The sequence below is a fragment of the Pseudoalteromonas sp. NZS71_1 genome (genome assembly GCF_015864305.1).
Lineage (GTDB): Bacteria > Pseudomonadota > Gammaproteobacteria > Enterobacterales > Alteromonadaceae > Pseudoalteromonas > Pseudoalteromonas arctica.
The window spans coordinates 145,630-158,949 of the sequence record NZ_JADYXM010000008.1; the positions used below are offsets into that span (position 1 = coordinate 145,630).

At 40.6% G+C, this 13,320-nt stretch carries 13 protein-coding genes; 3 read left to right on the forward strand and 10 right to left on the reverse strand.

What is annotated here, in order from left to right; all coding sequences use genetic code 11:
* The 7 genes from ispC to rpsB form a co-directional block, all read right to left on the reverse strand.
* Window positions 1-1,206, reverse strand: a complete 1,206-nt coding sequence (gene ispC / locus I6F43_RS13140) for a 1-deoxy-D-xylulose-5-phosphate reductoisomerase (protein WP_024590724.1) — start codon at window positions 1,204-1,206, stop codon at window positions 1-3.
* Entirely contained in the window at window positions 1,203-2,069 is an 867-nt protein-coding gene (locus tag I6F43_RS13145) for a phosphatidate cytidylyltransferase (protein WP_007580986.1), read from the reverse strand. The genes ispC and I6F43_RS13145 overlap by 4 nt, the downstream gene beginning before the upstream one ends.
* A 19-nt stretch (window positions 2,070-2,088) precedes the next feature.
* The gene (locus I6F43_RS13150) at window positions 2,089-2,868 is read right to left on the reverse strand and encodes an isoprenyl transferase (RefSeq protein ID WP_007580985.1); all 780 of its coding nucleotides are present in this window, start codon (window positions 2,866-2,868) and stop codon (window positions 2,089-2,091) included.
* Window positions 2,869-2,926: 58 nt separating this feature from the next.
* Window positions 2,927-3,448: a ribosome recycling factor gene (gene frr / locus I6F43_RS13155; RefSeq protein ID WP_206006177.1), complete on the reverse strand. Its 522-nt coding sequence runs from the start codon at window positions 3,446-3,448 to the stop codon at window positions 2,927-2,929.
* A gap of 49 nt (window positions 3,449-3,497) precedes the next feature.
* Window positions 3,498-4,247: a UMP kinase gene (gene pyrH / locus I6F43_RS13160; protein ID WP_007580982.1), complete on the reverse strand. Its 750-nt coding sequence runs from the start codon at window positions 4,245-4,247 to the stop codon at window positions 3,498-3,500.
* Between the two features lie 157 nt (window positions 4,248-4,404).
* A complete protein-coding gene (gene tsf / locus I6F43_RS13165) occupies window positions 4,405-5,256 on the reverse strand; it encodes a translation elongation factor Ts (RefSeq protein WP_007580981.1) in 852 nt (283 codons plus the stop codon).
* A 103-nt stretch (window positions 5,257-5,359) separates the two neighbouring features.
* Entirely contained in the window at window positions 5,360-6,088 is a 729-nt protein-coding gene (gene rpsB, locus I6F43_RS13170) for a 30S ribosomal protein S2 (RefSeq protein WP_007580978.1), read from the reverse strand.
* Window positions 6,089-6,359: 271 nt separating this feature from the next.
* Here rpsB and map point away from each other — a divergent pair, with 271 nt between their 5' ends.
* From map to dapD, 3 genes are all read left to right on the forward strand, one after another.
* Window positions 6,360-7,145 (forward strand): type I methionyl aminopeptidase, encoded by a 786-nt coding sequence (gene map, locus I6F43_RS13175; RefSeq protein WP_007580976.1) that lies wholly within the window; start codon window positions 6,360-6,362, stop codon window positions 7,143-7,145.
* Between the two features lie 66 nt (window positions 7,146-7,211).
* Window positions 7,212-9,830: a [protein-PII] uridylyltransferase gene (glnD, locus tag I6F43_RS13180; protein ID WP_197102723.1), complete on the forward strand. Its 2,619-nt coding sequence runs from the start codon at window positions 7,212-7,214 to the stop codon at window positions 9,828-9,830.
* Between the two features lie 9 nt (window positions 9,831-9,839).
* Window positions 9,840-10,667 carry a 2,3,4,5-tetrahydropyridine-2,6-dicarboxylate N-succinyltransferase gene (gene dapD, locus I6F43_RS13185; RefSeq protein ID WP_165736407.1) on the forward strand — a complete coding sequence of 276 codons (828 nt, stop codon included), beginning with the start codon at window positions 9,840-9,842 and terminating at the stop codon, window positions 10,665-10,667.
* 112 nt (window positions 10,668-10,779) lie between these two features.
* Here the strand turns inward: dapD and I6F43_RS13190 are convergent, their stop codons facing one another.
* The 3 genes from I6F43_RS13190 to phhA form a co-directional block, all read right to left on the reverse strand.
* A complete protein-coding gene (locus tag I6F43_RS13190; RefSeq protein WP_197102725.1) occupies window positions 10,780-11,799 on the reverse strand; it encodes a DUF2971 domain-containing protein in 1,020 nt (339 codons plus the stop codon).
* 225 nt (window positions 11,800-12,024) lie between these two features.
* Complete coding sequence (locus I6F43_RS13195) at window positions 12,025-12,369, reverse strand: 4a-hydroxytetrahydrobiopterin dehydratase (protein ID WP_002958326.1); 345 nt, start codon at window positions 12,367-12,369, stop codon at window positions 12,025-12,027.
* A gap of 37 nt (window positions 12,370-12,406) precedes the next feature.
* Window positions 12,407-13,204, reverse strand: coding sequence for a phenylalanine 4-monooxygenase (gene phhA / locus I6F43_RS13200; RefSeq protein WP_197102726.1), 798 nt, complete (start codon window positions 13,202-13,204; stop codon window positions 12,407-12,409).
* Window positions 13,205-13,320: the final 116 nt, after the last annotated feature.

Below are 13,320 nucleotides of genomic sequence, written 5' to 3' on the forward strand. Positions count from 1 at the left end.
TTAATGCGCCACTTTTGTTATAAATTCTGAAGCGCTAATACGCGCTAATTTATCACACTCTAAAATTTCATCTAGGCTTTGCACATTGGTGTAAGTTGCAGCTTCTAGCGTCTGTGCATTTATTTTGTATATATCGGTAAAACCAATTTTACCGTTTAAGAATGCGCCCACAGCTATTTCATTTGCTGCATTAACCGTTGTTGTCGCGCCCTGCCCTGCACTACACGCATCAATCGCTAATTGTAAATTTGGATAACGAGAAAAATCAGGTTTAGTAAACGAAAAATCACAAATGTCAGAGAAGTTTAACGGTTTAACACCCGCATTAATTCGCTCAGGATACGCAAGTGCATGGGCAATTGGCGTGCGCATATCGGGGTTACCCATTTGCGCTAAAATAGAACCATCGTGGTACTGCACCATTGAATGAATGATACTTTGTGGATGAATAACCACATCAATATCACTCGCATCACAATTGAATAACCACTTAGCTTCAATAAACTCTAAGCCTTTGTTCATCATAGTTGCGGAATCTACTGATATTTTTTGACCCATCGACCAGTTAGGGTGTGCAACGGCTTCACTTACGGTTACATCTTTTAACGTATTTATATCACGCGTTAAAAATGGGCCACCAGAGCCGGTAAGTAAAATTTTACTTACGCCATGTTGCTGTAGTTTTTGATCGCCTTTGGCATTTTGTAACGAAGAAGGTAGACATTGAAAAATTGCATTATGTTCGCTATCTATTGGCAGCAAAGTGGCTTTATGTTGTTTAACTTTATCAATAAACAACTGACCTGACATAACTAAAGATTCTTTATTAGCTAGTAGTACTTTTTTACCCGCTTCAACAGCACTTAATGTGGGTAGTAAACCAGCTGCACCTACAATTGCCGACATTACAATGTCAACATCAGGATGAGCACATAAGTCACTCATTGCTTGCTCACCGTGCATAACAAGAGTTTGGCACTGAGTATTAGCTAAATACGCAGATAATTGCTCTGCGGCCTGCTGGTTAGCCATAATCGCATAAAGCGGTTCATGTTCAATACACAACTCCGCCATTTTCTTTGCATTTTGTCCTGCAGCCAAAACAAAAACATCAAATAACTCTTTATTGCGCGACACAACATCAAGTGTACTTAAACCAATTGAGCCCGTTGCGCCTAAAATAACCAGCAATTGCTTTTGGCTCATAAACTAAGAGTCCACGCATAGCACATAACAAACATTGGAGCAGCAGCCGTTAAGCTGTCAATTCTATCTAAAATACCGCCGTGTCCTGGTAAACATCGACCGCTATCTTTTAAACCAGCTTCACGTTTAAACATGCTTTCCAGTAAATCACCTACCGCAGAAAACAACGCAATAAATGCTGTCATTATCGCGTACACAGGCCATACAACTAAATCAACATCGGTAAAGTGACAAAATGCTAATACAAAAATAATAGAAGCGACTACACCGCCTGCTAACCCTTCAATTGTTTTATTAGGGCTTACTTTAGGCATTAACTTATGTTTACCAAAACTTTTACCCGTAAAGTAAGCACCCACATCTGCGCTCCATACAATACCGAGTACCACTAAAATTAGCACCGAACCAAAATGAGTTGATTCAGCATATTGCGCGCTACGTAGTGTATTTAGTGCAAGCCATAACGGCACAAGCGTTAATAATCCTGCAATGCCGCGCATAACTAGGCCTTCATTCCACGCTTTAGCCATTTCTGGGTAGCGCCAAATTAAATAGCTAGCAACAATCCACCAAGCAAACGAAAGCGTAAATACGTAATTTGCATCACCGACTAGCTTGCCATTTTCCCATAATGATTCAATAGGCCAATGTAAATTAAGCAAGGCAAGTAAAGCGCCAATAAACACAACAAAGGCAGCACGTTTAAGCTTGTCGCAAAGGCCCATAAATGCAGACCATTCCCATGCGCCTAATAATACAATTGCACCAGCAAAGTAACTAAATAACGTAAGCGGTGTATAAAAAACCAAAGCCAATGCTAATGGAGCTAGCACTAGAGAGGTTAAAATTCGTTGTTTTAACAAAATGTGACCCTTATTCTATTTAGGTTTGAGCGAGTAATTGTTTTATTTGTTCGCCCGTACAACCAAAACGTCGCTCTCTGGCAACGTAACACGCAATGGCCTCAGCAAATGCTGCTTCATTAAAATCTGGCCAAAGTGTCTCGGTAAAGTAAAGTTCTGCATAAGCAACTTGCCATAGTAAAAAATTACTAATACGAACATCGCCACCAGTGCGAATAAGTAAATCAGGTTCTGCCTGATCTGCCATGCTCATATGCTGTGCTAAGCGCTCTTCTGTAATATCTTCTGCGTTTAGTGTGCCCTGCGCAACTTGCAAAGCAAGTTGTTTTGCCGCATTGGCAACATCCCAACGACCACCGTAATTAGCTGCAACATTTAAACGCAACCCGGTGTTATTTTCAGTCAGCTTATGCGCAGCGTCTACCTTGCTACGTAATCCTTCAGAAAATCGTGATAAGTCTCCAATAATGGTCAGTTTTACATTGTTTTTATGAAGCTTTTTAACTTCCTTTGTTAAAACAAATAAGAAAAGCTCCATTAAAGTGTTTACTTCGTCTTCAGGGCGGCGCCAGTTTTCACTACTAAAAGCAAATAAGGTTAACGATTGTATCCCTAATTTAGTACAAAACTGAACAGATTGACGAACTGCGTCTACGCCTTTTTTATGCCCATACACACGAGGTCTATTTCTAGCTTGCGCCCAACGTCCGTTCCCATCCATGATGATAGCAACATGTTTGGGTAAACATTGCTGTGAAATTGTGTCAGCATCTAGAACCATAAATATCGAGTATTCCATAAAAAAACGCCGCCTAGTATACCCTAGACGGCGTTTCAAAACTAATAATTTTAGTTGCTTAGATTTCCATCAATTCTGTTTCTTTAGCAGCTAATAAAGTATCCATTTCTTTAATAAACTTATCAGTAAGCTTTTGAATCGCATCATCTGATTGACGCGCTTCATCTTCAGATATGTCTTTATCTTTTAATAAACCCTTTACATCGCCATTAGCATCACGACGAATGTTACGAATAGCAACACGACCGCCTTCAACTTCAGCGCGTACAATTTTGATTAGGTCTTTACGACGCTCTTCTGTAAGTGGAGGAAGTGGTACGCGAATAACAGTACCTGCCGACATAGGGTTTAAACCTAAGTCAGATGCCATAATTGCTTTTTCAACAGCTTGCGCTAAAGACTTATCAAATACACCAATAGCAAGTGTACGAGAATCTTCAATTGTTACGTTAGCAACTTGGTTTAAAGGCGTTGGTGCACCGTAGTACGACACCATAATGCCATCTAGGATTGCAGGATGTGCACGGCCAGTACGAATTTTAGATAATTGGCTACCTAGTGCAGTTACACTTTTTTGCATGCGCGCTTGCGCGTCTTTTTGAATATCGTTAATCACGGTTTAATCCTAATTATTTGATTATTTCATCTGAGGCTTGTGAAGAAATAAGTGTACCTTCTTCTTCACCCATAATTACGCGTTTTAGCGCGCCTGATTTATTCATGTTAAATACGCTCAATGGCATATTGTGATCGCGGGCTAGAGTAAATGCCGCTAAATCCATAACTTTTAATTCTTTTTCAATGATTTCATTGTAGCTTAAGTGGGTATAAAGCGTCGCATCTGGGTTTTTAACAGGGTCATCACTGTATACGCCATCAACCTTAGTCGCTTTAATTACCGTATCCGCTTCAATTTCGATACCGCGTAAACATGCTGCAGAATCGGTAGTGAAAAATGGGTTACCAGTACCCGCTGCAAAAATAACTACGCGACCAGTTTTCAATAAACTAATTGCTTCAGCCCAGTTATAAGCGTCACATACACCATTAAGCGGAATAGCCGACATAAGACGACAATTTACAAATGCACGGTGTAGCGCATCACGCATTGCAAGGCCGTTCATAACCGTTGCAAGCATACCCATGTGATCGCCTACTACGCGATTCATACCTGCTTCTGCAAGTGATCCACCGCGTAAAAAGTTACCTCCACCAATAACTAAACCCACTTCTACGTCGAGCTCTACTAGCTCTTTAATTTCTTGTGCCATACGGTCTAAAACTTTAGGATCGATGCCGAAGCCTTCGTCTCCCATTAAAGCTTCACCACTTAATTTGAGAAGAACACGTCTAAAAATAGGTTTGCGATTGATAGTCATAGTATTGGGGCCAACTTTTATTGAATTATGGATAAAAAATAACCGCGCTTATGTTAAACATAAAAGCGCGGTTATTTTAAAGAATTTCTAGCTGCGAAGCAAAACCAAATAGTACTTTAATTGCATCTAATTTCATTATCCTTCACAAATAGTAATCTTACTTAGCTTTAGCAGCAGCGATTTGAGCAGCAACTTCAGCAGCAAAATCTTCTTCTTTCTTCTCGATACCTTCACCAACTTCTACACGTACGAAGCTAGTAACTGTTGCGTTTTTCTCTTTAAGAATATCGCCAACAGTTTTCTTAGGCTCCATGATGAAAGCTTGACCAGTAAGAGAAACCTCACCAGTGAATTTTTTCATGCGGCCAACAACCATCTTCTCAGCGATTTCAGCAGGCTTGCCTTCATTCATCGCGATTTCGATTTGTACTTGCTTTTCTTTAGCAACAACATCGGCTGGTACATCTGAAGGTGTTAAGTATTCAGGGCTAGATGCAGCAACGTGCATTGCAACGTGCTTAAGTGTTTCTTCATCAGCAACACCCGCAACAACAACACCGATACGATCGCCATGACGGTACTCAACTAGGTTTTCACCAGTTACGTACTGTAAACGACGTACATTGATGTTTTCGCCAATTTTAGTAACTAGCTCAACACGGTCTTCTTCAAACTTAGCTTGTAAGTCTTCGATAGAGATAGTGTCAGCAATTGCAGCGTCAGCAACTTTGTTAGCAAATGCTAAGAAGCTTACGTCTTTTGCAACGAAATCTGTTTGACAGTTAACTTCTACTAGTACTGCAACACCCGCGTTTTGCTTGATGATGATAGTACCTTCAGCAGCAATGTTACCTGCTTTTTTAGCAGCTTTAGCAGCGCCACTTTTACGCATGTTTTCAATCGCTAACTCGATGTCGCCATCAGTCTCAGTTAACGCTTTTTTACAATCCATCATGCCAGCGCCTGTGCGCTCGCGTAATTCTTTAACTAGGGCAGTAGTTACAGCCATTAGTAAATCCTCAAATCTGAAATCAGGTTAGATAAGCGGGTTACCCGCTCGACAAGAATAGCAAGTCTTCACCTTAAAAAGATGAAGACTTGATGACAGCTAATTACTCAGCTTCAACGAAATCGTCTTTCTCAGCTTGAGCAACGATGTTATTCTCGCGACCTTCAGTAATAGCAGCTGCAACAGCGCTAGTGTAAAGGCTTACAGCACGGATAGCATCATCGTTACCAGGTACGATGTAATCAACACCATCTGGGTTAGAGTTAGTATCTACGATTGCAACAACTGGAATACCTAGGTTGTTTGCTTCACGGATAGCAATGTGCTCGTGGTCAGCATCGATAACGAAAAGCGCGTCTGGAAGACCGCCCATGTTTTTGATACCACCAAGGCTCTTTTCAAGCTTTTCCATTTCGCGGTTAAGCGTTAACGTTTCTTTCTTAGTTAATTTCTCGAAAGTTCCGTCTTGGCTTTGTGCTTCAAGGTCTTTAAGACGCTTGATTGATTGACGTACAGTTTTCCAGTTAGTCAACATACCACCTAACCAACGGTGATTTACGAAGAACTGGTCGCTTTCTAAAGCAGCTGATTTAACTGCGTCGCTTGCTGCGCGCTTAGTACCAACGAAAAGAACTTTACCTTTGTTTGCTGCAGCACTTGATAAAAACTTAAGTGCGTCGTTGAACATTGGTACAGTTTGCTCAAGGTTGATGATATGTACACGGTTACGTGTGCCGAAGATGAAAGGCTTCATCTTAGGGTTCCAGTAACGTGCTTGGTGACCAAAGTGAACACCAGCTTGAAGCATATCGCGCATTGAAACGTTTGCCATTTTATAGATCCTCTATAGTTGTTTAGGGTTAGGCCTCCACATATCCCATAGCACCAACACCGAAGTAATTAAACTTCAAATGCACCCAAGTGTATGTGACGATACGTGTGTGTGTTAAAATAAAATTGTGTTTGCCTTAAATACAAAAAATCATTTAAGAATTTATTTGTAAAAAGACGGCGCGCTTTATACCATATTAAAATTAAATACTCAACGTCGCGTGCAAAATTTGTTCGACGATAAATGTTAAAAACTCAACTTTGGAGCCTCAATGAGCGCTATTATCAAGACCCCTGAAGAAATAGAGAAAATGCGCGTAGCTGGGCGCTTAGCGGCCGATGTACTTGAAATGATCGGCCCTCATGTAGTGCCAGGTGTTACCACCGATGAGCTAAATACACTTTGTCATGATTATATTGTTAATGTGCAACAAGCAATCCCTGCTCCGTTAAATTATCATGGCTTTCCAAAATCAGTTTGTACGTCAGTTAATCATGTTATTTGTCACGGAATTCCAAATGACAAAGCATTAAAAGAAGGCGACAGTGTAAATATCGACGTAACTGTCATCAAAGATGGTTACCACGGCGACACATCTAAAATGTTCCACGTTGGTACACCAAACATTCAAGCTAAGCGTCTTGCAGAAGTAACACAAGAAAGCTTATACCTTGCTATTAAAATGGTAAAACCAGGTGTGCGCTTGGGTGATATTGGCTCAGCAATTCAAAAATATGCAGAGAGCTTTAACTACTCAATTGTACGTGAATATTGCGGCCACGGTATCGGCGCAGGATTTCATGAAGAACCACAAATAATGCATTACGGTAAAGCCGGTACTGGCGAAGCCTTAAAAGCAGGTATGTGTTTAACTATTGAACCTATGGTTAATGCGGGTAAACGCCAATGCAAACTTCTTAAAGATGATTGGACAGTAGTAACACGCGACCGTAGTTTGTCTGCACAGTGGGAACATACTTTATTAGTGACTGAAAATGGTGTTGAAATTTTAACGCTACGATCAGATGATACTATCGAGCGGATCATAGAACACTAATAAAACCGAAACACTTGATAAGAAAATTCTTATCCGTGTGAAAGGTTCAACAAGGAGCCAGCCCACGTGGCATTACCCAACAAAGTAAAAAAGTTGCTTAGCGATGCAGAGCAACTTAGTGATTATCGCGATTGTTCTAGCTATTTTTATAAATGGTTACATAACGAATTTTCTAAACAACCGGTTGGGAATTTAATTAATGCCCGGGCTGAGTTTATTGACCGCCTACTAATTAAGCTTTTTCATGTTTACGACTTAGCGCGCGAACCTGATTTAGCATTAATAGCGGTAGGCGGATACGGACGTGGTGAGCTACATCCCTACTCCGACATCGACTTTTTATTGCTTGTAACTAAACCGCCAAGCGAAGAAATATGCGAAAAAATAGGCCAGTTTGTCACCATGCTATGGGATCTCAACTTAGAGATTGGTCACAGCGTGCGTACGATAGAACAAGCCATTGAGCAAAAACGTGAAGACGTTACTTTTGCCACCAGCTTGCTCGAAAGCCGCCTTATTTTTGGTAACCACATTGAGTTTGAAAAACTCAAAATGCATATTCTTGAAACGCCAGTATGGCGCTCAGGTGAATTTTTTACTGCCAAAGTTCAAGAACAAAACTTACGCCACAGAAAGTGCCACGGCACCGCGTATAATCTTGAGCCAAACATTAAAGAAAACCCCGGTGGTCTGCGCGACTTACAAACCATTATTTGGGTGGCAAAAAAGCATTTTAGAACCGAAACCCTGCAAGAGTTAATAAGCCACGGATACTTAACTCACGAAGAGTTTCAAGAGCTTTCTGAGTGCCTAGAAAACCTATGGAACATTCGCTTTGCACTGCATTTAGCTGCAGGTCGAGCGGAAAACCGCTTATTGTTTGATCATCAACCGCTAGCCGCCGAAATTTTAGGTTTTGGTAGCGACGGCAAAGCGTCTGTTGAGCGTATGATGAAGCGCTTGTTTAGAATAATGAGCCGCGTGCGCGAACTTAACCAAATGCTACTTTCATACTTTGAACAAAGTATAATGCCCGAAAGTAGTGCTGTGGCAGCAATTGAACTCGACAGAAACTTTGAGCAAGTAGGTCATCAAATACGCGTAAAAGACCCGTCGGTATTTTTTAGACGCGACCAACTCTTTGTATTGTTTGAGCACATAGCCGATAACCCAGCAATAACGCATATTTACCCAAGTACTATTCGTACTATTCGCCAAGTGCGCCGTCGTTTATTGGGCGATTTGCAAGATTACGCAGCCTGTCGCGAAGCCTTTTTACGCTTAGTTAAACATCCTAACGGCATGGGCCGCGCATTTACGCTCATGCACAAGCACGGCATGCTTGCCGCCTACTTACCGCAGTGGCGTAATATATTTGGGCAAATGCAGTTTGATTTGTTTCACGCCTACACCGTAGATGAGCACACTCACAAATTAATCAAAAACATTTACGAATATTTTGATAAAACAGGCATTAGCGAGTTTCCTATTTGCAGTGAAATAGTCACTCGAATGGACAAACCAGAGCTACTTTATTTAGCCGGTATATTTCACGACATTGCTAAAGGGCGAGGTGGCGACCACTCAGAACTTGGCGCTGTTGACGCCATTGCATTCGCTAAGTTACATGGTTTTGCGTCATCAGATGGAAAACTAATAGCATGGCTTGTAAGTAATCATTTACTTATGTCTGTTACCGCACAGCGTAAAGACATTAACGATCCTGCTGTAATAAAAGACTTCGCTACACGTGTTAAAACAGAGCGCCAACTCGACTACTTATATTGTTTAACCGTTGCCGACATACGTGCAACCAACGACAACTTATGGAACGATTGGAAAAACACCCTACTGCGTGAGCTCTACTTACACACGCAGCGCGCTTTGCGCCTAGGACTCGAAAACCCAATGGATCAACGCGACCAAATTCGCGATAAAAAGCACCAAGCTAAACAACGCTTAATAAATCTGGGTTATCAAGAGGAAAAAATTGATTTAATTTGGAGCCGCTTTAAAGCCAACTACTTTACCGCCTTTAGCGAACAACAAATATCATGGCAAAGTGAACATTTATTAAGTAGCACAGACTTAAGCCAGCCAAGTGTTGTTGTATCTAACAAAGCTATGCATGGTGGCACACAAGTATTTGTATACAGCCCCTACTCTGGCCCACTGTTTGCCCGATTAGTAAGTGTGATTGGCTCTAAAAAAGCGCAAATACAACACGCGCAAGTACTGACCACAAAAGACGGCTACGTCTTGTTTAGCTTTGTAATACTAGAAGTAAGTGGCGACCCTATTGCAAGTGGTCGAGCGCAATCAATTAAACGCGGGCTTGAGCAAGCTCTGAGCGATCCGCGTAAAAAGATTCGCTTTAAAAAGAGCCGCTCTCAACGCTTTAAAGATTTTAATATTAAACCTAAAATTGTGTTGCGCCCACATGCACGCAAAGACCGTAGCTTAATAGAAATTCAAGCCGTCGATATACAAGGTTTACTAACCAAAATAGCCGAAGTTTTCCAAGCGCATTTACTACACATTCACGCTGCCCGCATTACAACGGTAGGTGAACGTGCCGAGGATTTCTTTGTCGTATCTAATAACGAATACCAAGCGCTGACTGATGAAGAGCAAGCAAAAATTCATCAGGCATTACGTAAAAAATTCAACGCCGAAACAGAATAGAGGACACACATGTCAGATTTAAAAACGATGATCGAAAACGCATGGGACAACCGCGATAGCATTAGCCCAAACACAGTATCAAGCGACGTAAAACAAGCTATTATCGACGCACTTGATTTACTTGATAGCGGCGCAGCACGCGTTGCCGAAAAAATATCAGGTGAATGGGTTGTACACCAGTGGCTTAAAAAAGCAGTATTACTGTCGTTTCGTATTCGCGACAACCAACCAATGAACGACGGCGTAAACCAGTTTTACGACAAAGTACCACTTAAATTTAGCGACTATACGCCAGAGCAATTTCAACAAGGCGGTATGCGCGTAGTGCCAAACGCAGTAGCCCGTAAAGGCAGCTTTGTAGGTAAAAACGTCGTACTTATGCCATCGTACGTAAATATTGGCGCATACGTTGACGACGGCACTATGGTTGATACATGGGCGACTGTAGGCTCATGTGCACAAATTGGTAAGAACGTACATTTATCAGGTGGCGTAGGCATAGGCGGCGTTTTAGAGCCTCTACAAGCTAACCCAACCATCATTGAAGACAACTGCTTTATTGGCGCACGTTCTGAAATTGTTGAAGGCGTAATTGTTGAAGAAGGCGCGGTAATTTCAATGGGCGTTTACATCAGCCAAAGCACCCGTATTTATGACCGCGAAACTGGCGAAATTCACTACGGCCGCGTACCAGCAGGCGCAGTAGTTGTACCAGGCGCATTACCGTCAAAAGATGGCACCCACAGCCTTTACGCTGCAATCATCGTGAAAAAAGTAGATAAGCAAACACGTGAAAAAGTAGGCATAAACGCCCTACTCCGCTCAATTGATGAGTAATAGTAGGTTGGGTTGAGTGAAACGAAACCCAACAGTACTTTAAAGTTAAGTATTTTAGCTAAACTTTAATTGTACATAGAAAAGCTCTAAGCCCTTTGGGTTTAGAGCTTTTTTAAATTCTTCTAAATGAAGTTTTAGTACTAGACACTTCTACATCAAAATTTAATGAACTCAAAAGGGACTTTAAGCCTTTAACAGCCAACTCATTATTTTCTGATGGTCCTATTATAATTTCTTCAATTGAATTTTTAGGAAAAGGTATCGCTCTATATGGGGCTATAATGCCAGATTTAAGAGTGCGATAGCATAAAGGAAAGTGCTTTCCATCTTTATCTCCTTGCTCTCCTTGCTCTAAAAAGTCGATATCAGAAGAATCTATGAAATCAAAGTAATCAATTTGGTCATCGTCATTTAGCATTACCGAACCAGGATGAAATAGGGTAAAACGATACTCTTCCTCATACTTAAATGCTCTATCTTTAATACTGGCAATCTTAAAAATAACTTCATTAAAAATTTCAATTGCAGCTATAGCACATTTTTTATCAAGTTCTTTCTTATCTAAATCTAAATCTAAATTTGAATTTAAGATGTAACCTAAAACCTCTGGAAGGTAATGTTCCTCGAGCAAAGAGTGAAAAATATTCGTAGCCGGTTCGTAGTCAACATTATCATAGCCACTCAAAAATTTTCGTTGTCTGAAATACATATCATCAAATAGCTTTTCTTTGTTAAACTTTATACAGTATGAGGTTTGCTCTGACCCGTAGGTAAGCCAATGATTTAAACTATCATGCTTAGTTGTAAATGAAGTCGTGTAAATTTCATCAATGCTATTATTATCAATTATATCCCACAGAAACTTTAAAAAATGATTTGCGAGATGCACTTTTTTATTTTGCATTGCTTCTTGGATAATCTCTAAAGGCATATTTTTATGCTTGGCATAGATTTTTTCGAGTTTTCTTTGTGAAAATTCATACAAGTTCTGTCTAAGCGATTTTATCGTATCAATACCTTCCTTAATTTCTCTAAAATCATTTAAATACTCTGTATTAGTAGCCCATAAACTTTTACTCTCTAAAATTCCCTTTAAACCATCTGCAGAAGTGTAGTGATAAACATATTCCATATAAAAAGCCTTAAATGATTAACCTTCTTCATTCTGAGTCTAACTCTTTAGAGAAAACAATAAAATTGAATATTCTAAGACGTAAAAAGTTGGGTTTCGTTTCACTCAACCCAACCTACGCCGATAAAAACAATACCGAGCTGCTCATTGTTAGCAATGACCTCCCAAAACCAAAAAAGCACTTATAAAATAAGTGCTTTTGTTGGTTTGCCCAATTAGTTTTCTTTACAGCGCGTTAAATACGTCGTCTGTTTTAGCTGCGCAAATAAAATCGTTTTTGTGTAGGCCTTTAATTGAATGGCTCCACCATGTAACCGTTACTTTGCCCCACTCGGTTAATAAACCTGGGTGATGGCCTTCGTCTTCTGCCATGTCGCCTACTTTGTTAGTAAACGCGATAGCCTGTTTAAAGTTTTTAAATTTATAAACACGCTCAAGCTGCATAATGCCGTCACGTACTTCTGGTACCCAGTCTGGGATTTTAGTAATTAATTGCGCTAACTCTTCGTCAGATACTTTTGGCGCATCTACATGACAGGCTTCGCATTTTTGTGCACTTAATGAAGACATTCTAAATCCTTACTTTTAGCTTTTTTAGCATTAATATTTAACTGGCTAATTTTTCTTTTGGTGGAAATTTTGGGTCGTGCAAACCAAGCTCTTTAGCTCGCTCAACCAAAGTCATAATATCCATTTGCGATATATCAAACAGATCATGAATCGAATTTATGGTGTAGTACTGTGGTTGCATAATATCAATACGGTACGGCGTACGCAGTACATCAAGCACATTCATTGGGGTGATTTCTGGCGTATTTGAGTATACGTACTGAGTTTCACCTGGGCTTGATAAAATACCACCGCCGTAAATACGCAGACCGTCTTCGGTTTGCATTAAACCAAATTCGACTGTAAACCAGTATATACGCGCAAGGTATACACGGTCTTTTTTCTGCGCTGCGTAACCTAATTGCCCGTACTTATGCGTAAACTCGGCAAAGTCAGGGTTAGTTAGCATGGCGCAATGGCCAAATATTTCATGAAAAATATCTGGCTCTTGTAGGTAGTCAAATTCTTCGCGGCTACGAATAAATGTAGCTACCGGAAACTGCTTGTTTGCCAGTAATCTAAAAAACTCATCAAAGTCGATAAGCGCAGGTACTGGTGCAACTTGCCAACCGGTAGTGGCTAGTAACACTTCGTTTAGTTCGCTTAACTGCGGAATACGATCGTGCGGCAGGTTAATCTTTTTTAACCCTTGCATGTACTCGTTGCAGGCTTTGCCTTCAATGCATGCAAGTTGGCGCGCTACAAGCTCAGACCAAATTTTATTTTCTTCATCACTCCAGTGTATAACACCATTTTCGTCTGGTGTTTTGGATGTGTATTTACTTGCTTTAGCCATAAGTACCTTCTTGGGTGTGAACCCTAAATCGGTGTCAGTGTGATACTCAAACCTATTGAATATCGAATGACCCCATACTATGCAAAAGTGAAGAAAAGTTTAATAGATAGGCTAAC